Origin of the sequence: Comamonas badia DSM 17552 (assembly GCF_000484635.1) — a bacterium.
Classification (GTDB): domain Bacteria; phylum Pseudomonadota; class Gammaproteobacteria; order Burkholderiales; family Burkholderiaceae_C; genus Comamonas_C; species Comamonas_C badia.
On sequence record NZ_AXVM01000003.1, the window covers coordinates 232,677 to 252,448 of the forward strand.

Below are 19,772 nucleotides of genomic sequence, written 5' to 3' on the forward strand. Positions count from 1 at the left end.
ACCGCCGCGCTGACGCAAAACCCTGGACGCCACCATGAACGACGACGCCCTTGACAACGTGCTGGCCGAATGGCCGGCAGCGGGGAAAGGCGTCTCGCAGCTGGGTGACGCCCGCAGCGGCAAGCTCGCGGGCAACCTGAGCGGCTTTTGCCGCACCCTGCGGCGCGCCGGCCTGCCCATGGACGCGGCGCGTATCGCGCTGGCACAGCAGGCCCTCGATCTCGTGGGCGTACGGCATCGGCAGGATTTTGCCGCGGCCCTGGAATCGGTTCTGATCAGCCGCGAGCAGGACCGCGGGGTGTTCCGCGAGCTGTTCGAGGCGTTTTTCAAGGACCCGCGCCTGGCCAACAAGCTGCTGGCGCAGATGCTGCCCAAGGCCGAGGGCAAGGCCAAGGGGCCCAGGAATCGTCCGCGCGTCGCCGAAGCCCTGGCGCCCCCCAAACCCGAGGCCAAGCCCAAGGCCGAGCAGACCATAGACCTTGACGCGGCGATGACGGCCAGCGAGCTGGCGCGCGTCAAGGCGGCCGATTTCAACCAGCTCAGCGCCAGCGAATACACGCTGGTCGAGCGCCTGGTGCGCGACATCCCGCTGCCGCTGCCCACCGTGGCGGCCCGGCGCACCCAGGCCGGCGCGCGCGGTGCGCGCATCCACTGGCGCCGCACCATGGGCGCCGCCGCCCAGTGCGGCGGCGACGTGATGGCGCTGCACCGCCTGCGGCGCCGCCGCCAGCCGCTGCCGCTGCTGGTGCTGGTCGATATCTCCGGCTCGATGGAGCGCTACACCCGCCTGCTGCTCGCCTTTCTGCACTGCGCCACCATGCGCACCCAGGTCGGCGGCCAGGCGCTGGCACTGCGCCGCGACGTGTTCGCCTTCGGCACCGGGCTCACCGACCTGAGCCCCGCCTTTCGTCTGGCCGATACCGACGACATGCTGGTGCATGCCGGCCACAGCATCCAGGACTTCGCCGGTGGCACGCGCATGGGCGCCTCGCTGGCCACGCTGCGCCAGCACCACTGGCGGCGCATGGTGGGGCGGCGCACGCTGGTACTGCTGGTGAGCGACGGCCTGGATACCGGCGAACCCGAAGAGCTCACGCGCGAGCTCGAATGGCTCAAGCGCCACACGCGCAAGATCCTCTGGCTCAACCCGCTGCTGCGCTTCGACGCCTACCAGCCGACAGCGCGCGGCGCCGCCGTACTGCACAAGACCACCGACGGCATGGTGGCGGTGCACAACATCACCCGCCTGCAGGATCTCGCCGGCGCCATCGCCAAGCTTCTGAAACAATGAATTTCACTGAAACCGAGGAGTAGAAAAAATGGAAATGCAAGGCTCGCGGCAGCTCGCCGCCACCCAGCAACAGGCCTGGGACGCGCTGAACAACCCCGACGTACTCAAGGAGTGTATTCCGGGCTGCGACAGCATCACCGCCACCGGCGAGAACGCCTATGACGTGGTGACGGCGATCAAGATCGGCCCCGTCGGCGCCAAGTTCAAGGGCGCGATCCAGCTGTCGGACATCCAGGCGCCGAACAGCTACACGCTCACGTTCGAAGGCAATGGCGGGCCAGCCGGTTTTGGCAAGGGCACCTCCAAGGTTTCTTTGGCACCCAAGGACGGTGGCTGCGAATTGAGCTATACCGTCACTGCCAGCGTGGGCGGCAAGATCGCACAGGTGGGGCAGCGGCTGATCGACGGCGTGGCCAAGCAGATGGCGGAGAAATTCTTCGCCCGCTTCGACGAGGAGTTGCAGCGCCTGCACCCCGCCCCCGCGCCAGCGGAAGACGCACCGGCGGCCACCGTGCCGGCACCGGCAACGCAGGAAAGCAGCGGCGGCATCCCGGCGTGGGTCTGGATCGTGATCGCCGTGATCGTGATCGGCGGCTATTTCGCGCTGCGTTGAACGGCAAGGCGCCCGGCGCGGGCGCCAGTGAAAGGAGTGTTGCACCATGGAAAATCTTGACGTCACCGTCCTGCGCGCCGTGCACGACTGGCGCGAGAAGGGCCAGTCCGCCGTGCTGGCCACCGTGGTGCACACCTGGGGCTCGTCCCCGCGGCCCGTCGGCTGCATCATGGCCATGCGCCAGGATGGCGCGGTGGTCGGCTCGGTCTCGGGCGGCTGCATCGAATACGACCTGATCGACCGCTACACCAAGCCCGGCGCGGCCGACCCGCTGCCGCACGCGGGCCCCCCGCAGTTCGTCAAATACGGCATTTCCGCCGACGAAGCCCACCGCTTCGGCCTGCCCTGCGGCGGCACGCTGGAGGTCATGCTGGAATTCAACCCCGATGGCGCCAAGGTGGGCGAACTGCTGCACTCACTCGATGCCGGCCGTCTCATGCACCGGCGCGTCAGCCTGGCCGATGGCAGCGTGACGCTGGAGCCCAGCGAGCATCCCTCGGACCTCATCGTCAATGACCACGAGCTGGTGAACACCTTCGGCCCCGGCTACCGCATGATCATCATCGGCGCCGGGCAGATGAGCGAATACCTCGCCACCATGGCGCTGTTCTGCGGCTTCTCCGTCACCGTCTGCGACCCGCGCGAGGAATTCGCCGGCAGCTGGAGCGTGCCCGGCGCGCGCCTGGTCAAGACCATGCCGGACGACACCGTCGCCGAAATGAAACCCGACGGCCGCACCTGCGTGGTCGCGCTCACGCACGACCCCAAGCTCGACGACCTGGCGCTGCTGCAGGCGCTGGAAACGCCGGCCTTCTACATCGGCGCCATCGGCAGCCGGCGCAACAGCGCGCTGCGCCACCAGCGCATGATCGAGCATCTCGACCAGACCGAAGAAAGCATGAGGAACCTGCGCGGCCCGGTCGGCATCTACATCGGCAGCAAGACCCCGCCCGAGATCGCGGTGAGCGTGATGGCGGAGATCCTCGCGGTCAAGAACAGCGTGCCGCTGCCGCGCGACATGGACGTAGCGCATGTGAAGGACCTGCAGGACATCACGCCCAATGACGCGGCCAACGTCTGCTTCGTCGTGCACGAAAACGCCTGATCGGCCATGACCGCCGCCATGGGCGCCGTCGTCATGGCCGCCGGCGCCGGCAGCCGCATGGGCCACCGCCCCAAATCGCTGCTGCTGCGCGACGGCGAGCCGCTGCTGCTGCGGCAAATCCGGCTGCTGGCGCTGGCCGGCGCCGCGCCCATCGTCGCCGTGCTCGGCCACCACCAGGAGGCGCTGCTCAAGGTATTGCAGCCTGCACAGGCTCGATTTGCGCAATTGCGCTGGACAGTCAACCCCGCGCCCGACGACGGCCCGGCCTCCTCGCTGCGCTGCGGCCTGGCGGCGCTGCCCGAGGCGCTTGGCACCATCATCGTCACGCTGGGCGACATGCCGTTGCTGGAGGCGGACGATTTCCGCGCCGTGCTGCAAGTCTGGCATGCACGTTCCCATGCCATCCACCTGGTTGTGCCCACCCACCAAGGCCAGCCAGGTCATCCTCTGGTGTTCGGCGCGACCGTGCGCGCTGCCGTGCAGCATGACAGCGATGCAGTGAGCGTGCGCGAGTGGCGCCGCGCCCATTCTTCCCATGTCCATGCGCTTGCGCTCAACCATGCACGTTGCACCACCGACCTCGACACCCCAGACGATGTGGCGCGACTTGAGCGAGAGCAGGGCATTGCGTTGAATTGGTCGCCGCAGAGTGACTCCGGCCGCCAACCTGATTGACGGTGCTCGCAAAGATTTGTCGATTGGCGATGCATGGCGTCTTCGGTCGTGCACCTCTGGTCAGGGGGATCTGCGATGCCGCCTTGGCCTGCCCTTGCGGTCCATTTTTTTTGAATTTTCCGCATCCAGTCTCGCCACCTCCGCGTATTGAGTGACGCAGACCACTGCATCCGGCGCAGGCATCCGGCTGGCGCCTTCTCAAACCGACTGGAGATTCAAATGAAAGCCACCTTTTCCAAGCTGTGCGTGACCGCACTGATCGCACTGGGCACCACGGGCGCCATGGCGCAAGTCACCGTGGGCGGCGCGCCGATGTATTCCAACAAGGACATCATCGACAACGCGGTCAACTCCAAAGACCACACCACGCTGGTTGCGGCCGTCAAGGCGGCGGGACTGGTCGACACGCTCAAGGGCCCGGGGCCGTTCACGGTGTTTGCGCCGACCAACGAGGCATTTGCCGCGCTGCCCGCAGGCACCGTCGATACGCTGCTCAAGCCCGAGAACAAACCCATGCTGACCAAAATCCTGACCTACCACGTGGTGGCCGGCAAACTGGATTCCAAGGCGCTCACGCAGGAGATCAAGGATGGCGGCGGCAAGGCCATGCTCAAGACCGTGTCCGGCGGCTCGCTCACCGCCATGTCCAGCGGCAATGGCATCACCATCACCGACGACAAGGGCGACATGGCCAAAGTGACGATTCCCGACGTGTATCAGTCCAACGGCGTGATTCACGTCGTGAACAAGGTGTTGCTGCCCAACTGAGGCACTGGCAACAACGCGGGTGGCAGGCCCGGCCTGCGGCCCGCGTTGCACGGCCACGCCGCGCCATGACTGCACTTGATTTCAAACGCCGTCGCTTGCTTGCTGCCTTGGCCGCAGGCGGCGGCGCGATGACGCTGGCGGGGTGCGACCGCATCGCCGCAACCACCGTGGGCGCCCGCACGCTGGGCGCGGGCGAAAGCCTTACGGCCACCGTGCACCGCTGGCTGGCCGCCGGCACGCTGGCGCAAGAATTTACCGAGGCCGACCTGTCGCCCGAGTTTCGCGCCAACGGCACCGAGTTGCCCGATGACCCCGCCTGGCAAGCGCATGCGCGCACGGGCTTTGCCCACTGGTCGCTGCAAGTGACCGGCCTGGTGCAACGGCCCACCACCTTTACCCTGGCCGAGTTGCATGCCATGCCGGCGCGCACGCAGATCACGCGGCACGACTGCGTCGAAGGCTGGAGCGCCATCGGCAAGTGGACGGGCGTGCCGCTGGCGCAGGTGCTGGCGCGCGTGGCGCCCCAACCGCAGGCGCGCTACGCCGTGTTTCATTGCGCCGACACTATGCCCGGCGGCCTGACGCGCGAGCGCTATTACGAAAGCATAGGCATGGACGATGCGCTGCATCCACAAACCCTGCTGGCGTATGGGTTGAACGGAGCCGATCTGCCGATCAAGAACGGCGCGCCGATACGCCTGCGCGTGGAGCGGCAACTGGGCTACAAGCAGGCCAAGTTCGTGCAGAAGATCGAGCTCGTCGCCAGCCTGTCCGGCATTGGGCGCGGCAAAGGCGGCTACTGGGAAGACAACGACGGTTACCAGTGGTACGCCGGTGTTTGATTGCAAAGGGGCCACCACATGAACACCGCCACCCACGCCATCGCCGCGCACGCAAGCTATCTCTACGACCGCCACACGCTGGCGGTGCGGCTGATGCACTGGATCAACGTGGTGGCGATGACCGTGTTGTTCATGAGCGGCTTGCAGATCTTCAACGCCCACCCGGCGCTGTATTGGGGCAAGTCTTCCTACTCCGGCCGCCCGCCGGTGTTTCAGATAGACACCGTTACCGGGGCCGACGGCAGCCGGCAGGTACGCGCTTTTCCGGCCTGGATTACCGTGCCGGCGCGCTATGCGCTGGGCATGGCGCGCGAATGGCATTTTTTCTTTGCCTGGGTGTTTGTGTTGAATGGCGCAGCCTATGTGCTGTATGCCGTGGGCACCCGGCATTTGATGCGCGATCTGGCGCCCACCGGCGCCGACTGGCGGGGCATTGGCCAGTCCATCAAAGACCATGTGCGTTTCAAGCACCCCAGAGGCGACGCCGCGCGGCGCTACAACGTGCTGCAAAAACTGGCTTACCTGGGCGTGATCTTTGTGCTGCTGCCACTCATCATCCTGGCGGGCTGGGCGATGTCACCGTTCTTGAACTCCATCGCGCCCGGTTGGGTGGACTGGCTGGGTGGCCGACAGTCGGCGCGCACGATTCACTTCATCGTGGCGTGGCTGCTGTTTTTGTTCGTTGCCGTGCACGTGTTTGAAGTCATCGTGAGCGGTTTATGGAATCACCTGCGTTCGATGATCACCGGGCGCTATCGCATCACGCGCGAGTGAAGCGCCGCAATCAGCGGCATTATTCAAGCCAAATCGTGCTCAAACCATCGCAGATAAAGCGCAAACAGCTATCAAAATATAGTTTTGTCGCTTGCAGCCACCGACGGCGCGGCTCATGTCGTCTTGTGAATCAATGCACCCTTGAACAGCACCGGCCCCGTGGGGCCGCCCGCGCTGGGCACGCCGCCCAGCGGCTCCAGGCTGATGGCCAGGGCGGGCACGGCTTGCAGGGCGTTGGCGTCCAGCGGCAGCTTGGCTTGGCCATTGCGCGTCAGCACGCCCAGCGAACGCGGTGCGCCGTCGGCGGGCAGCGCCCACAGCTGCAATGACTTGTCGGCCGCTTCGCGATAGTCGCCCACACGCTGCAGCACCAACTGGCCTCGCCGTGGATCGACGGTGATCAACATCGACGCCCGGCTCTGCTCGTCGCTCAGCACTGCCACGTAACCGACTTGCGGCTGCTTTTGCAGGCTGGCGCGCAAGTCGTCGATCTGAGTGTCCATGCGTTGGTTCAACGCCAGCGTGGTGACCAGAACGGCGGCCGTGGCCACCGCGCCAGCACCGGCAGCGCCGCGCCACCAACCCAGGCTGTTCCACCAGCCGCCGCGTGCGGCGGGGGCGCTGCGCGCGGCCGTCATGGCGTGCTGGTCGCGCTCGGCGCTCAGCATGTTGTCAATTCGCGTCCACACGGCAGCCGGCACATCGGTTTCGGGCTGCACTTCGTTCAGGCCGGCCACGCGGTGTTGCCAGTCCAGCGCCGCCGCGCGCACGGCGGCATGCTGCTGTGCCAGCGCTTCAAAACGGCGCCGAGCGCCGCCGCGCAGCAGGCCCAGCGCATGCGCGGCCGCAAGCTGGTCCAGCAGTTGGGGGTGGCGGTGCAAGTCCATCAGGCAAACCTCGCCATGCAAATGCGCAACTGTTCCATGCCGCGGCGCACCAGGCTTTTGACGGTGCCCAGCGGCATCTTCAGCTGCTGCGCCAGTTCGCTGTGACTGAGCTCGCGCAGATAAGCCAGGTTGATCAACTCGCGCTGGCGCGCCTCCAGCCGCATCAGGCATTGGTGCAGCGCCTTGGCTTGCTGGCTTGCCAGGCTGCTGTCCAGCGGGCCGGCTTCGTCGCTGACCAACTCAACCGCCCGGGCGTCATCGATGTCGTCGCGCAGATGCTCGCGCTCGGCGCGGCGGCGGCGCAACTGGTCCAGCGCGCGGCTGCGGGCAATCAAGCTCAGCCAGGCCATCGGCGGGCTGAGCGAAGCGCGGTAGTCGCCGGCCGTGCGCCACACCTGCAGCATGGCATCTTGCAGCGCATCTTCGGCCCATTGGGCGTTGCCCAACACGCGCAGCGCCAGGCCGTACAGCTTGCGCGCCACGCGGTCGTACAGCGCTTTCATCGCCGTGGTGTCGCGCGCGGCAATGCGGTCGATCAGCGTACGCAATTCGGCGTCGGGGGGGTGCGGGGTGGGCATGGTGGGCGGTGACGGGGCAAGCGGGGCGAATGCAAGAGCGTGCTTTTGGGTACGCAACAATCGCGGCGGTGGATGCAAGGACAGGCAGCCCTAGGGATGGCCTTATAACCGAGTTGTCCGACGCATGCCAACCTCACCAATTGCCTGGGCTCGCTCCAACCCCCATGTGCGAACCGTTTTGGCATAATGATTCGCAACAGACGCGCCGATTTGCACCGCTTGCGGGCGCTTTACAAATCCTGCTAAAGACGTGACCGATCCGCAGCAAGCCCGGCCCCGTTTTTGGCGATGCCGGGTTTTTTCATGCCGTTGATTGCGCAATCCCAATCCATGCACTTCGCCGAGGCGCTAGCACTCACCTCGGGCGCGCAACTGCGCGCGTACGACCTGGCCTACGAGACCTATGGCGAGCTGAACGCCGACAAAAACAATGCCGTCCTGGTCTGCCATGCACTCAATGCCTCGCACCATGTGGCGGGCAGCTACGCCGGCACGCCAAAGAGCGAAGGCTGGTGGGACAACATGATCGGTCCGGGCAAGAGTCTGGATACCAACCGCTTCTTCGTCATCGGCATCAACAACCCGGGTTCGTGCTTCGGCTCGACCGGGCCGATGCATGCGAACCCGGATACCGGCCAGATCTATGGCGCGGATTTTCCGGTGATGACGGTGGAAGACTGGGTCAACGCGCAGGCGCTGCTGCTCGACCGTCTGGGCATCCGGCAGCTCGCGGCGGTGATGGGCGGGAGCCTGGGCGGCATGCAGGCGCTTTCCTGGACGCTGCAGTACCCGAATCGCGTGCGCCACGCCGTGGTGGTGGCCAGCGCGCCGAATCTCACGGCCGAGAACATCGCGTTCAACGAGGTGGCGCGCCGCGCCATCGTCACCGACCCGGATTTTCACGGCGGCAACTTCTACCGGCACGGCGTGATTCCGAAGCGCGGGCTGCGCATCGCGCGCATGATCGGCCACATCACCTACCTGAGCGACGACGTGATGAACGCCAAGTTCGGCCGCGAACTGCGGGAAGCCGTGAATGGCGTTGCGCGCGAGGATTACCGCTACAGCACGCAGGAGGTGGAGTTCCAGATCGAAAGCTATCTGCGCTACCAGGGCGACAAGTTCAGCGACTACTTCGACGCCAACACCTATCTGCTCATCACCCGCGCGCTGGACTACTTCGACCCGGCGCGCGCGCACGGCGGCAACCTGGCACAGGCGCTGGCGGTGGCCCGCGCCAAATTCCTGCTGGTGAGCTTTTCCACCGACTGGCGCTTTGCCCCGGCGCGCTCGCGCGAGCTGGTGCATGCGCTGCTGGAAAACCGCCGCGACGTGAGCTATGCGGAAATCGATGCACCACACGGTCATGACGCCTTTTTGCTCGATGACGCGCGCTACATGGGCGTCGTGCGCTCTTATTTTGATGGTATTGCCAAGGAGCTGACATGAGCGACCACGCCACCATGCAAGCCATCGCGCAGCTGATTCCGGAAGGCAGCCGGGTCTTGGACCTGGGCTGCGGCGACGGCGCGCTGCTGGACCATCTGATCCGCCAGCGCCGCTGCAGCGGCTACGGCATAGAGATTGCGGATGCCAACGTGCTCGCCTGCGTGCGCCGCGGCGTCAACGTGATCCAGCTCAACCTGGAGGAAGGTCTGGCGATGTTTGCCGACAACAGCTTCGACGTGGTGCTGCAGATCGACACGCTGCAGCACCTGCGCAACGCCGAGGTGATGCTGCGCGAGACCGCGCGGGTGGGCAAAAGCGGCATTGTCGCCTTCCCCAATTTCGCGCACTGGCCCAACCGCCTCTCCATTCTGCGCGGGCGCATGCCTGTCACCACGCGCATGCCCTACGAGTGGTACGACACGCCCAACATCCGCGTGGGCACCTTCGCCGATTTCGAGGTGCTGGCGCGGCGCAACAAGCTGCGCGTGCTGGACGCCTTCGGGCTGGAGGGCCGCCGCGAAGTCAGGCATTGGGCCAACCTGATGGCCAGCACGGCTGTGTTTCGCTTCGAGCACGATTGAGACAACGCTGGAAAAATCCTCGCGCAAGGGCAAATGTCTTCGCCGCGCGGACAGCCGCGTTCGCAAAGCGGATAGCGGCACGGCGGCAGCGCGGCGACACTGCCATACTGCATGGGTTCACGATACAAGGAGACAGACATGCAAGACATCAACCGGCGCGGCTTCATCGCGCACACCGGCCTGAGCATCGCGGCGCTGGGCAGCTTCGGCCCGCTGCAGGCGCTGGCGCAGACCAGCAACACCCTGACGATGGCCTACAACGTCGATCTGCCCACCTGGGACCCGACGGTGGGCCCTTCGGCCGTCAACCCCACGATCCAGTCGCTGTACAAGGCGGTGTTCGCCCAGTTCGTCGACCAGAACCCGGACCTGAGCTTCAAGCCCGACCTGCTGACCGAGTGGGGCTGGAACGCCGACAAGAGCAAGATCAGCCTGACGGTGCGCCAGGGCGCCAAGTGGCACGACGGCAGCCCGGTCACGGCCGAGGACGTGGCCTGGTCGCTGCAGCGCGCGGGTGACCCCGCCACCGGCAACCCGATCCAGTTCATGTGGGGCAAGATCGCCAACATCAAGGCCGAGGGCGACAAGGTCACGGCCGACGTGAAAGAGTTCGATCCGGCCTTCTTCAAGTGGATGGGCTACCTCACCGGCTACATCCTGCCCAAGGCCTACTACGAGAAGGTGGGCAAGGAGGGCTTCGAGAAGAAGCCCGTGGGCAGCGGCCCCTACATGGTCGAGGAGTTCGTGCAGGGCTCGCACATGAAGCTCAAGGCCTTCAAGGACTATTTCGGCGCCAAGCCGACGTTCGAGAACGTGGTGATCAAGTTCGTCACCGACCCCAGCGCCCGCGTGGCCGAGGTGGAGTCGGGCCGCTCGGACATGACGGTGGAAATCCCGATCGAGGAATACGAGCGCCTGACCAAGAAGGGCTTTGGCGGCACCAACGCGCCGGTGACCGACATCGGCATGATCTTCATCACCAACGTCGAGCCCATGCTGGACGAGCGCGTGCGCCAGGCGCTGGCGTTCTCGATCAACAAGAAGGCGCTGACCGAAAAGCTGATGCGCGGCGCCGCGCGCCCGATCGACACGCTGGACGCGCCCGGCTACGAGGCCTACGACCCCAGCATCAAGGTGCCGTATGACCCGAAGAAGGCCAAGGCGCTGATGACCGAGGCCGGCTGGAGCAAGGACAAGCCGCTGCGCTTCAAGGTGCAGACCACGCGCGGCTTCAAGCCCAAGGACTACGAGGTGATGCAGGCCATCCTGGGCATGTGGAAGCCGCTCGGCGTGGAGGCCGATCTCGAGGTCTACGAGATCGCCAAGCACTTCGAGCTGCGCGCCCAGCACAAGCTGGCGCCGGCGGCCTTCTACAACTGGGGCGATGCGATCGGCGACCCGTCCACCTCCACCGGTTTTGCCATGTTCGGCCCCTCGCCGCACTCGGCCTGGAAGACCAAGGACCTGGACGACAGGATCGCGCCGCTCTGGGGCGAGAAGGACGAGGCCAAGCGCATCGCCGGCTACAAGGCGGTGAACCGCTACATCGCCGAGCACGCGCTGGTGATTCCGCTGTTCCAGTACTACCAGACGGTGGTGTTCCGCAAGGGCCTCTCGGCCAAGCCGCACGGCGCCGGCTTCGTGCTGCCGCAGGCGGTGCACAAAGCGTGACGACGGCAGGATGGGGCGAGCGTCCCCATCCGCGCGGCTGAACTTCCCGCATGAACGCGCGCTACTTCCTGCGGCGCCTGCTGCTGGCCGTGCCCACGCTGTTTGGCGTGGCGCTGGTGGTCTTCGTGCTGATCCGCGTGGTGCCGGGCGATCCGGTGGCGATGATGATCCCGCCGGGCGCCACGCCCGAGGACATCGCGCGGCTGCGTGCGTTCTACGGCCTGGACAAATCCATTCCCATGCAGTTCTGGCTCTGGCTGCAGGCGGCGCTGACGGGCGAGTTCGGCACCTCCATCACCTACAAGCAGGACGTGCTGGACCTGATCGCCGAGCGCCTGCCGGTGACGCTGGAGTTGGGCGTCGTCGCCATGCTGGTGGCCTGCCTGCTGGGCGGCGCGGCGGGCGTGATCTCGGCCGCGCGCCAGGGGCGCTGGCTCTCCACCCTGATCGACAACCTCGCGGCCGTGGTGCAGGCGATTCCCGACTTCCTCTGGGGCCTGATCTTCATCCTGCTGTTTGGCGTGGCCCTGCCCTGGCTGCCGATTTCCGGGCGCATTGATACGGCACTCAGCGAACAGGCAGGCGGCGGCTTCGTGCTGCTCAGCGGTCTGCTGCATGGGCGCTGGCAGATCGTCGGCTCCGACCTGCTCTACATGATCGCCCCCGCGCTGGCGCTGGCGCTCCCGGTGGCGGCGATGATCGCGCGCGTGCTCAAGGCCTCGATGCAGGAGGCGCTGGCCAGCGACTATGTGCGGCTCGCCCGCCTCAAAGGTCTGAGCGGCGTGCGCGTGCTGCTGTCCGAGGCGCTGCCCAACGCGCTGATTCCGGCGGTATCGCTCTCGGCCGTGCAGTTCGCCTTTCTGCTCGGCGGCACGGTGCTGGTGGAAAAACTCTTCAGCTACCCGGGCCTGGGCAATCTCGCGATCAGCGCCGTCGTCGGGCGCGATCTGCCGCTGATCCAGGCCGTGGTGCTCACCTTCGCGGTGCTGTTCATCGCGATCAATCTGGCGGTCGATGTGCTGGTGCTGCTGCTGAACCCGCGTCTGCGCGGCGGCGGGCATTGAAATGTCAGAGCGTCAAAGCGTCTCCACCACGCAGCGCCTGCTGCGCGATCCGCGCGTGCTGATCGGCGGGGCGATCTGCGCGGTCCTGCTGATCCTGGCGCTGTTCGCCGGCTGGATCGCGCCGCTCGATCCCGAAGACCAGGATCTGGGCGCATCGTTTGCCGCGCCGCTGCTCTGGAGCGGCGGCGATGCGGCTGCGGCGGAGGAGATCGACCCCGACGCAGCGCGCCACTGGCTGGGCACGGACAACCTCGGGCGCGACGTGCTCTCGCGCCTGGTGCATGGCGCGCGCACCGCCGTCATCGTGGCCACGGTCTCGGCGCTGCTCGCGGGTGTGGTGGGCACGCTGCTCGGGCTGCTCGCGGGCTACTTCGGCGGCCGGGTGGATGCGCTCATTTCGCGCATCGTCGATGTCTGGATGTCGTTTCCGCCGGTGCTGCTGGCGATCGTGCTGGTGTCGCTGATCGGCACCGGCCTCACCTCGGTGATCGCCGCCATCGTGATCGTGGACTGGACGCGCTTTTGCCGCGTGGTGCGCGCCGAGGCGCAGGCACAGACGGCGCTCGATTACGTCACCTCGGCGCGCATGCTGGGCCTGCCCGCGCGGCGCATTCTGCTGAGCGAAATCCTGCCCAACGTGGCGCCGCTGCTCATCACGCTGGTGACGCTGGAGATGGGCATCGCCATCGTCGTCGAGGCCATGCTGAGCTTCGTCGGCCTCTCGGTCGCCTCGGGCGCCACCACCTGGGGCGGCATGATCGGCGAGGGGCGGCTCTACATCAACCAGGCGCCCTGGCTCATGCTGCTGCCCATGCTGGCGATGATCGTCTCGGTGCTGGGGCTGAACGCGCTCGGCGACGGCCTGCGGCGCCAGCTTGATCCGGTGGTGCGGCGATGAACGGCGCGGCACCGGCCGAAGTTTTGCGGGTTGAAGACCTGCACCTGGAAATCCGCCAGGCGGGCCGCGCGTCCGTCATCCTGCGCGGCGTCGATCTGGCCGTCAGCGCCGGGCGCATCCACGCGCTGGTCGGTGAATCGGGCGGCGGCAAATCCATGGTGACCAAGGCCGTCACCGGCCTGCTGCCCGAAACCGCCGTCATCACGCAGGGGCGCATCGTGCTGGCCGGTCAGCATGTCACGCATTGGGCGCCGCGCGAGTGGCGGGCCGTGCGCGGCACGGTGGTCAGCATGGTGCTGCAGGACCCGATGACCGCGCTCAACCCGGTGCGCCGCATAGGCGCGCAACTGGGCGATGTGCTCAGGCTGCACCGGGGCCTGCGCGGCGCGGCGCTGCAGCAGGAATGCCTGCAACTGCTGGAGCAGGTGCAGGTGCGCGACCCCGAGGTCGTGCTGCGCCAGTACCCGCACCAGCTCTCGGGCGGCATGCGCCAGCGCGTGGTGATCGCCATCGCCTGGGCCTGCAAGCCGCAGCTCATCATCTGCGACGAGCCGACGACGGCGCTGGACGTGACGGTGCAAAAGCAGGTGCTGCGCCTCATCAAGCAACTGGCGCAGGCCGGGCAGGGCGTGCTGATGGTGACGCACGACCTGGGCGTGGTCGCCAAGCTCTGCGACACCATGTCCGTGATCCACGGCGGCCGCATTCTGGAGGCCGGCACCGTGGCCGAGGTCTTCGCCGCGCCGCGCCACCCCTACACCCGCGCGCTGATCGCCGCCGCGCCGCGCTTTGACCAGCCGGGCGAAACACTCACACCTGTCGACGACGCACTGCTGGAGCAGCTCGAACAGCAAGAGCGCGAGTACGACGCGCAACGCAAAAAGGTGAGCGCATGACGCATGCCCAGCCTGCACTATTGACCGCAAAAGGCTTGCATCTGGCGCTGCCGGACAGCGCGCGCAAGCCGCTTTTTGGCGCCGCGCCGCTCAAGCCCATCCTGCGCGATATTTCCCTGCAGCTACCCGCCGCCGGCACCCTGGGCGTGATCGGCGAATCGGGCAGCGGCAAATCCACGCTCGCGCGGGTGCTGACCCTGCTGACCCCGCCGCAGCAGGGCCAGGTGCTGTTTCGCGGGCAGGACGTGGCACAGTTCTCGCCCCAGCAACTGGTGGACTACCGCACCCAGGTGCAACTGGTGTTCCAGGACCCGATGTCCTCACTCAACCCGCGCCGCCGGGTGCAGGCCCTCATCACCGAGCCGCTGCGCGCGCGCGGCAAGCTCACGGGCCGCGCCGACGCCGCGCGGCAGGCGGCAGCTTTGCTGGAACGTGTGGGCCTGAGCCCCGCCTTGGCCTCACGTTATCCGCACGAGCTCTCGGGCGGGCAGCGCCAGCGCGTGGGCATCGCGCGCTCGCTGGCTTTGCAGCCCGCCGCCCTGATCGCCGACGAGATCACCTCCGGGCTGGATGTGTCGGCACAGGCGCGCATCGTCGCGCTGCTGCAGGAGCTGCGCCGCGATACCGGTCTGGCGCTGATCTTCATCAGCCACGACCTCTCACTGGTGCGCAGCCTGTGCGACGAGGTGCTGATCCTGCGCCGCGGCGTGGTGGTGGAGCAGGGGGAATCGGCAAGCATTTTTGCCAAGCCACAGCACGAGTACACGCGGGCGCTGCTGGATGCGATTCCGCTGCCGGTGCCGGATGCGGACTGGCTTACGCAGGGGGCGCTGGAGGCAGCAGAGGAATGACGGGATGGCTGTCGGCTACTGCGGTATGTAAGTTGCAGCACTCAGTGAACCGCAAACTTGAAATGACTGGGGCGGTCGCTATGGGGCACACGGCTGAGACCGTGAGGCTGCGTATTCCAAGCCATGACGGGCACGGTTCCAAGCTGATGGTAGACACCGTTCCACGCTGGAGGCGCAAAGTACCGCTAGGACAACAGACGGCTTAGTAGCCGCTGTCCATCTACTGTCAGGTGATCGACAAAAGATGCAGGGGCCAGTTGCTCGATATCTTCGCCGATTTCCTTGTGCCGCTTTTCCGCATAGTCCAGGGTCTCTTGAGAAGTCTTTGGAAGCTGGGTGAGCCATTGGTCAACGACTCGGAATACGTACAAGGCATGCATCAAACCCGAGACGGGGCGCTTGGAGCGCTTCCACGGCGAGTAATGATGGCCCTGGTCAACCTTCGCAATGGGAACGAGTTGCTCAATCAGCGACAGCTGAAGATGCATCGCTTCGTGCACAAGAGCTTCGGTTGTCCTCAAGGAGGAAAATCGACCTTCAGAGATGTTTAGGAACACCGAGAACGGGATGGATGGGTCGCTGTAGCTAACGTCAAACCCTGGTTCTGATGCCTCCAAAATGTGAGCGCGTTGTGCAACAGCGCCGACTGTCTCAGCCAACGAGGGCACTTGCTGAAGCAGGCTAAGCGCGCTCTCTAGGCCGGCAAGCCCGTACGTAGTGATCCAAGTCTCGTCTGCGAAGGGCGCGCCCTTCGATGACAGTTTTTGGGCGGCGAGCGCCGGGAGCAACTCGATGATGGTGCTAAGTTCAACCGCGCCTTGGGAAGGGACGTGCCAGACCCTTGAAGGCGGCACTGAGGCAATCCACTGGGAAGTTGAGTACCCCTCAGATCGCGCCTCCGATTCCTTCACGAGCCGCTCTGCGAGACCCGGCCACCACAATGGTGTGGCAGGGTTACTCAAGCAGAGTTGGACGTGTTCATGGGCTGTGAGCACTTCGTACGGGGAAAAAATGAGAGTACTAGCGTGTACCTATCCCCTGATTGGATGGGTGTCACCGCATGCAGGGATGCCTTTGAAATTTCGAACACAACTCCGGTGTTGTGCACTGGGCGAAGGATGCGATGGACGTCAGAAGTGTCGTTGCTGTTGAATAAACACAGCAGCCCTCCGTTTGCGTCTTCCCAGCCACGATTGAGCTGAATCAGGAACCGGTGCGACTCTTCGCCGGGGATGAAGTCGTTGTGAACCTTGATGCGCTGTCCACGCGACAGGCGGTGCGCGGTAACGTCAATCCGCGTTGAAAGCTCGACACCAAAGCGGCTCTCCATGTGTTGTCGCAACTCGTCCAGCGCTTTGGGCGAGAACGCCTCTGCTAATTGGTCCGGGAGCACCGCGTCTTCGAAGCTGAACTCGTGCTGCTCGTAGAAGTCCGCGACTCGAAGACTCCAAGGGGCACCTTCCTCCAGCCATTCGAGCATGGAACTCGCTAGGGTCGGCTCCATGCATTTCGGAATGAGACCGTAGCGAAAAGGCGTGAGTTCAAGCGCTTTGGATTGCGATGCGAGGATCAATCCTCAACCCCTCATTCTGGAGCCGTGAGGCCACTTTGGATATCAGCGCCTTCTGGTCGTTGCAGTAGACAGACGGGTTGTCGTACTCGGTTCCACTCCTCCAGCGGTGCAGCGGCATGCCACCGCCGCAGACTCGCAGGTACGGACAAGCCTTGCAAGTTGCAGCGGTCGGCCGCTGAAGGTCGTGGTACATCTTGAACTCAGCAGATGCAAAAACATCAGTCAACTTGCTTGCCTTGACCGACCAAGCCTGGCTGAACTTGTCTGCACCATTGAAAGAGCTCTTCAACGTGTCGTTCTTGCTAATCGTGCCGTCGGTCTCGACGATGGCGATGCCGTACTCGGCATCGCCCAGACCTTCCTTGATACCGTGGCCACCGAGAGACAGCTTGATGATGTCATCAAGGAACCGGACGCGCGGGGGGTTGGGGTCGGCTAGGTAGATGTCCAGTAGACGTCCCAACCAGTCTCCGTACTCGGTGGACTCGAACGACTCCTTGCCGTACGGCATGTTGCTGTGATTGCCGTCACGGTAAAGAAAGTCAATCGAAGGAGCGCCTAGCTCTTTGAAGTACTCGTAAACCGCCTTTGGGTTGCACGCAGGGTCTATAACCGACAGGAGTCCGGCATAGAGGAACTCTGAGTCGGGATGGTGTCGAAGCACCTCGATACCAGCAACGACGCTGTCGTGCGTGCTCTCCCCCTTTTTTCCCAAACGGAACCGGTCGTTCACAGGTTTCGGCCCGTCGAGGCTCACAGAGATCGATACCTTGAAGCGCGAGCACAGGTCTGCAATCTCTGGCGTCAGCAACATGCCGTTGGTTTGCATGCTGATGGGGTAGCGCATAGGCAAGCTATTCCGCAAGGCGGTCAGCAAGAACTCTAGGCGTCTGGCTCCCATCATCAAAGGCTCTCCACCATGGAGAACTATGGCGAAGGGTTGGCCCTGCTGGCCCGCAAATTCCTTGATCGCATCAGCGAAAGCAGCGATGGTCTCTCGGGAAATCAGGGCTGGCATGTCCTGCCACCCGTCATCGCCCATGTTGTAAACGTAGCAGTAGGTGCAATTGATGTTGCACCTACTGGCCACCTTCACTAGCACGGTGTCGATGCGCATGACCGATCAGCGGTTATGGCGGTTATGCACTCGGTCGTATGCGCTGCTCACCAAGGGGTCGTCGTGGCGAACCTCTTCGACCAAGCGAGCCAACGCGGCGCTGGACAACGACTCCACATCCACGTCCAACAACCCGTTGAATTCGGATTGCGGTGCAACCTCTTTCAGAGCTTCAAACGATGCTTCAGACACGTCGTGTCTCCCGGAGTAAAACATAGCTCTATTTTAGATGATCAATTACAGAATGCAATTCTGGGATTTTTCGTTTTATATCAATGACTTACTGTGTAGGTGATACAGATGACTACGCTTGTCAGTTTTGGAAAAATCCAATTAAATCAATTTGATAGAAGGCCTTATTTTTTTGTTTGCGCTCACCGCGACCTGCTTCTCCGGCGGGATTCGCTGGTTCGCGTCACTGCCAGCGCACACAGGGCTGCGGCGGCGAGGTTCGCGTCAGGAGGAGCCGATCAACTAACCTGCTCCTCACAAGGCGTACCACTTGAAGGTGTAGCCGTCACGTCGCTTTCAGACACTTCGCAGAGTCGTTTATGCGGCGACTGTGAGCCGGTCTTCATCATTAGCCCACCAAATCCCGCGCCAGCATGAACCCCGAAGCCGCCCCCGTACCCGCCCCCGGCCAGGTGGAAGCACCCACGTTGTAAAGCCCGCCCACCGGCGTGCGCCAGCGCGATTGGCCGAAGGCCGGGCGGAAGAGAAAGAACTGGTCCAGATGGTGGCTGCCCGAGAGGCTGTCGCCGCCGATGAGGTTGGGGTTGTCGCGTTCCAGGTCGAGCGGCGAGACGACATGGCGCGCGAGGATGTGGGCGTTGAGTCCCGGCGCATGGCGCTCCAGCAGCGCCAGCGCGCGGTCGGCGTAGGCGTCCTTGATCTCATCCCAATGGCGCCCCTGGATTTCTCCGGCGGCGTCGCCCCGGATGTCGGCGGGCAGCACGCGCACCTGCACCCAGAGCACATGCTTGCCTTCGGGCGCGCGGCTGGCGTCGTGCACGGTGGGCTGGCCGACGACCAGCACCGGCTCTGCCGGCAGCAGGCCGGCCATGGCTTCGGTGTAGGTGCGCGCCATGGCGTCCAGAGATGGCGCCACATGCACATAGGCAAAGCGCCGCAGCTCGCTGCTGGCGCGCCACTGTGGCAACGCATCGAGCGCGAGGTGGATCATCATCGTGCCCGGCCCGGGGCGCAGCTTCGCGGCGGCAGGCTGTGGATTCTGGTTGCCCAGCAGGGCGCCGTACAGCAGGCGCGGATGCACGTTGGCGATCACCGCTCGGCTGGCGCTGAGCTGGTTGCCGTCGGCCAGCGTCACGCCGCTGGCGTGGCCTTGGGCCACGTCGATTTTCTTCACGGCGCTGTGGGTACGCACCTCGCCCCCGGCCTGTTCGATCACGCGCACCAGCGCGCGCGTGACGGTATCCGCGCCGCCCTGGCCCAGCGCCATGCCGAAGTTCTGGTTGGCCATGGATTCGAGGTAGGGGAAGAGGGCGCCGCCCGCCACGTCCGGGGCAAAGTCCAGATGCAGGCCCCAGGCGCCCATGAGCGCGCGCACGCCATCGTCTTCGAAATGCGCGGCCAGCCAGTCACGCGGGCTGGAGAGCAGCATGCGCGCGGTCTGCATGCACCAGGGCAGGCCCTTGGCGCGCCACATGCGCCAGAGATTGCGCGCAAGCTGCCATGAGGGCATGGGCGAGCCCATGAAGGCGAAGAGGTGCGGTGCGTCGGCGGCGAAGGCCTGCGCCATCGCCTTCCAGGTTTCGGCATCCTTGGCATTGCGCGCCGCGATGCGCGCCGTGGTCGATGCCAGATCGGTATCGACCCCCAGCCAACCGTCATCGGCCAGCACGGAAGAAAAACTGTGCGTGACCGGCACCAAGCCCAACCCGGCCTGCAGCAGGCGATCCCTGTGCGTGGCGAAGAAGGGCGAGCCGGCGAACATGCTGAGGTTCATCGCGCACAGGTCGTGGCGAAAGCCCGGCAGCGTGACTTCTGCGGTCTGCACCGCGCCGCCGGGCGTTGCGGCCTGCTCCAGCACCAGCACCTTCCAGCCCTTGGCGCTCAGGTGCACGGCGGCGGCCAGGCCGTTGATGCCGCTGCCGACGACGATGGCATCCCAATTCATGT

At 65.2% G+C, this 19,772-nt stretch carries 21 protein-coding genes; 14 read left to right on the top strand and 7 right to left on the bottom strand.

The annotated features are described in order from the left end of the window. Nucleotides 1-34: 34 nt before the first annotated feature. The 7 genes from K320_RS0108005 to K320_RS0108035 all read left to right on the top strand — a co-directional run bounded on the left by K320_RS0108005 (nucleotide 35) and on the right by K320_RS0108035 (nucleotide 6,068). Nucleotides 35-1,291, top strand: a complete 1,257-nt coding sequence (locus tag K320_RS0108005) for a vWA domain-containing protein (protein ID WP_034342938.1) — start codon at nucleotides 35-37, stop codon at nucleotides 1,289-1,291. Between the two features lie 28 nt (nucleotides 1,292-1,319). Continuing rightward, nucleotides 1,320-1,904, top strand: a complete 585-nt coding sequence (locus K320_RS0108010; protein ID WP_024538314.1) for a CoxG family protein — start codon at nucleotides 1,320-1,322, stop codon at nucleotides 1,902-1,904. Nucleotides 1,905-1,950: 46 nt separating this feature from the next. Beyond that, complete coding sequence (locus K320_RS0108015) at nucleotides 1,951-3,009, top strand: XdhC family protein (RefSeq protein WP_024538315.1); 1,059 nt, start codon at nucleotides 1,951-1,953, stop codon at nucleotides 3,007-3,009. 6 nt (nucleotides 3,010-3,015) lie between these two features. After that, complete coding sequence (locus K320_RS0108020; protein ID WP_024538316.1) at nucleotides 3,016-3,684, top strand: nucleotidyltransferase family protein; 669 nt, start codon at nucleotides 3,016-3,018, stop codon at nucleotides 3,682-3,684. A 219-nt stretch (nucleotides 3,685-3,903) separates the two neighbouring features. Continuing rightward, complete coding sequence (locus tag K320_RS0108025) at nucleotides 3,904-4,452, top strand: fasciclin domain-containing protein (RefSeq protein WP_024538317.1); 549 nt, start codon at nucleotides 3,904-3,906, stop codon at nucleotides 4,450-4,452. A 65-nt stretch (nucleotides 4,453-4,517) separates the two neighbouring features. After that, nucleotides 4,518-5,294, top strand: a complete 777-nt coding sequence (locus K320_RS0108030; protein WP_024538318.1) for a molybdopterin-binding protein — start codon at nucleotides 4,518-4,520, stop codon at nucleotides 5,292-5,294. Nucleotides 5,295-5,312: 18 nt separating this feature from the next. Next, the gene (locus tag K320_RS0108035) at nucleotides 5,313-6,068 is read left to right on the top strand and encodes a cytochrome b/b6 domain-containing protein (RefSeq protein ID WP_024538319.1); all 756 of its coding nucleotides are present in this window, start codon (nucleotides 5,313-5,315) and stop codon (nucleotides 6,066-6,068) included. Between the two features lie 113 nt (nucleotides 6,069-6,181). Here K320_RS0108035 and K320_RS0108040 read toward each other — a convergent pair whose 3' ends face one another. Continuing rightward, the gene (locus K320_RS0108040) at nucleotides 6,182-6,955 is read right to left on the bottom strand and encodes an anti-sigma factor (protein ID WP_024538320.1); all 774 of its coding nucleotides are present in this window, start codon (nucleotides 6,953-6,955) and stop codon (nucleotides 6,182-6,184) included. After that, nucleotides 6,955-7,533, bottom strand: coding sequence for an RNA polymerase sigma factor (locus K320_RS0108045; protein ID WP_024538321.1), 579 nt, complete (start codon nucleotides 7,531-7,533; stop codon nucleotides 6,955-6,957). The genes K320_RS0108040 and K320_RS0108045 overlap by 1 nt, the downstream gene beginning before the upstream one ends. Before the next feature lie 303 nt (nucleotides 7,534-7,836). Here K320_RS0108045 and metX point away from each other — a divergent pair, with 303 nt between their 5' ends. From metX to K320_RS0108080, 7 genes are all read left to right on the top strand, one after another. Continuing rightward, nucleotides 7,837-8,982 carry a homoserine O-succinyltransferase MetX gene (metX, locus tag K320_RS0108050; RefSeq protein ID WP_024538322.1) on the top strand — a complete coding sequence of 382 codons (1,146 nt, stop codon included), beginning with the start codon at nucleotides 7,837-7,839 and terminating at the stop codon, nucleotides 8,980-8,982. Continuing rightward, a complete protein-coding gene (gene metW / locus K320_RS0108055) occupies nucleotides 8,979-9,563 on the top strand; it encodes a methionine biosynthesis protein MetW (RefSeq protein ID WP_024538323.1) in 585 nt (194 codons plus the stop codon). Before metX ends, metW begins: the two co-directional genes overlap by 4 nt. A gap of 138 nt (nucleotides 9,564-9,701) precedes the next feature. Continuing rightward, on the top strand, nucleotides 9,702-11,234 hold the full coding sequence (locus K320_RS0108060) for an ABC transporter substrate-binding protein (RefSeq protein WP_024538324.1): 1,533 nt from the start codon (nucleotides 9,702-9,704) through the stop codon (nucleotides 11,232-11,234). A gap of 50 nt (nucleotides 11,235-11,284) precedes the next feature. After that, the gene (locus K320_RS0108065) at nucleotides 11,285-12,298 is read left to right on the top strand and encodes an ABC transporter permease (protein WP_024538325.1); all 1,014 of its coding nucleotides are present in this window, start codon (nucleotides 11,285-11,287) and stop codon (nucleotides 12,296-12,298) included. A gap of 1 nt (nucleotide 12,299) precedes the next feature. Further along, a complete protein-coding gene (locus tag K320_RS0108070; RefSeq protein ID WP_024538326.1) occupies nucleotides 12,300-13,196 on the top strand; it encodes an ABC transporter permease in 897 nt (298 codons plus the stop codon). Further along, nucleotides 13,193-14,092: an ABC transporter ATP-binding protein gene (locus K320_RS0108075; protein ID WP_024538327.1), complete on the top strand. Its 900-nt coding sequence runs from the start codon at nucleotides 13,193-13,195 to the stop codon at nucleotides 14,090-14,092. Before K320_RS0108070 ends, K320_RS0108075 begins: the two co-directional genes overlap by 4 nt. Further along, on the top strand, nucleotides 14,089-14,943 hold the full coding sequence (locus tag K320_RS0108080; protein WP_034342944.1) for an ABC transporter ATP-binding protein: 855 nt from the start codon (nucleotides 14,089-14,091) through the stop codon (nucleotides 14,941-14,943). Before K320_RS0108075 ends, K320_RS0108080 begins: the two co-directional genes overlap by 4 nt. A gap of 185 nt (nucleotides 14,944-15,128) precedes the next feature. Here the strand turns inward: K320_RS0108080 and K320_RS18380 are convergent, their stop codons facing one another. The 5 genes from K320_RS18380 to K320_RS0108105 form a co-directional block, all read right to left on the bottom strand. Next, nucleotides 15,129-15,854: an HEXXH motif domain-containing protein gene (locus tag K320_RS18380; RefSeq protein WP_051384871.1), complete on the bottom strand. Its 726-nt coding sequence runs from the start codon at nucleotides 15,852-15,854 to the stop codon at nucleotides 15,129-15,131. A 47-nt stretch (nucleotides 15,855-15,901) separates the two neighbouring features. Continuing rightward, on the bottom strand, nucleotides 15,902-16,516 hold the full coding sequence (yhhC, locus tag K320_RS0108090) for a cyclophane-containing peptide 2OG-Fe(II) oxygenase YhhC (RefSeq protein ID WP_156913894.1): 615 nt from the start codon (nucleotides 16,514-16,516) through the stop codon (nucleotides 15,902-15,904). Then, nucleotides 16,485-17,633, bottom strand: a complete 1,149-nt coding sequence (gene yhhB / locus K320_RS0108095; RefSeq protein WP_029695944.1) for a cyclophane-forming radical SAM/SPASM peptide maturase YhhB — start codon at nucleotides 17,631-17,633, stop codon at nucleotides 16,485-16,487. The genes yhhC and yhhB overlap by 32 nt, the downstream gene beginning before the upstream one ends. Before the next feature lie 6 nt (nucleotides 17,634-17,639). Further along, complete coding sequence (gene yhhA, locus K320_RS19040; RefSeq protein WP_211236104.1) at nucleotides 17,640-17,825, bottom strand: YhhA family cyclophane-containing RiPP; 186 nt, start codon at nucleotides 17,823-17,825, stop codon at nucleotides 17,640-17,642. A gap of 388 nt (nucleotides 17,826-18,213) precedes the next feature. Beyond that, on the bottom strand, nucleotides 18,214-19,770 hold the full coding sequence (locus K320_RS0108105) for a phytoene desaturase family protein (RefSeq protein WP_024538333.1): 1,557 nt from the start codon (nucleotides 19,768-19,770) through the stop codon (nucleotides 18,214-18,216). Nucleotides 19,771-19,772: the final 2 nt, after the last annotated feature.

Coding starts and splice junctions, on each gene's coding strand:
- K320_RS0108045 (WP_024538321.1), bottom strand. CDS start 7,533: ATGCCCACCCCGCACCCCCCCGACGCCGAATTGCGTACGCTGATCGAC.
- K320_RS0108010 (WP_024538314.1), top strand. CDS start 1,320: ATGGAAATGCAAGGCTCGCGGCAGCTCGCCGCCACCCAGCAACAGGCC.
- K320_RS0108040 (WP_024538320.1), bottom strand. CDS start 6,955: ATGGACTTGCACCGCCACCCCCAACTGCTGGACCAGCTTGCGGCCGCG.
- K320_RS0108035 (WP_024538319.1), top strand. CDS start 5,313: ATGAACACCGCCACCCACGCCATCGCCGCGCACGCAAGCTATCTCTAC.
- K320_RS0108075 (WP_024538327.1), top strand. CDS start 13,193: ATGAACGGCGCGGCACCGGCCGAAGTTTTGCGGGTTGAAGACCTGCAC.
- metX (WP_024538322.1), top strand. CDS start 7,837: ATGCCGTTGATTGCGCAATCCCAATCCATGCACTTCGCCGAGGCGCTA.
- K320_RS0108060 (WP_024538324.1), top strand. CDS start 9,702: ATGCAAGACATCAACCGGCGCGGCTTCATCGCGCACACCGGCCTGAGC.
- K320_RS0108080 (WP_034342944.1), top strand. CDS start 14,089: ATGACGCATGCCCAGCCTGCACTATTGACCGCAAAAGGCTTGCATCTG.
- K320_RS0108025 (WP_024538317.1), top strand. CDS start 3,904: ATGAAAGCCACCTTTTCCAAGCTGTGCGTGACCGCACTGATCGCACTG.
- K320_RS0108065 (WP_024538325.1), top strand. CDS start 11,285: ATGAACGCGCGCTACTTCCTGCGGCGCCTGCTGCTGGCCGTGCCCACG.
- K320_RS0108070 (WP_024538326.1), top strand. CDS start 12,300: ATGTCAGAGCGTCAAAGCGTCTCCACCACGCAGCGCCTGCTGCGCGAT.
- K320_RS0108015 (WP_024538315.1), top strand. CDS start 1,951: ATGGAAAATCTTGACGTCACCGTCCTGCGCGCCGTGCACGACTGGCGC.
- K320_RS0108030 (WP_024538318.1), top strand. CDS start 4,518: ATGACTGCACTTGATTTCAAACGCCGTCGCTTGCTTGCTGCCTTGGCC.
- K320_RS0108020 (WP_024538316.1), top strand. CDS start 3,016: ATGACCGCCGCCATGGGCGCCGTCGTCATGGCCGCCGGCGCCGGCAGC.
- K320_RS0108005 (WP_034342938.1), top strand. CDS start 35: ATGAACGACGACGCCCTTGACAACGTGCTGGCCGAATGGCCGGCAGCG.
- metW (WP_024538323.1), top strand. CDS start 8,979: ATGAGCGACCACGCCACCATGCAAGCCATCGCGCAGCTGATTCCGGAA.
- yhhB (WP_029695944.1), bottom strand. CDS start 17,633: ATGCGCATCGACACCGTGCTAGTGAAGGTGGCCAGTAGGTGCAACATC.
- K320_RS0108105 (WP_024538333.1), bottom strand. CDS start 19,770: ATGAATTGGGATGCCATCGTCGTCGGCAGCGGCATCAACGGCCTGGCC.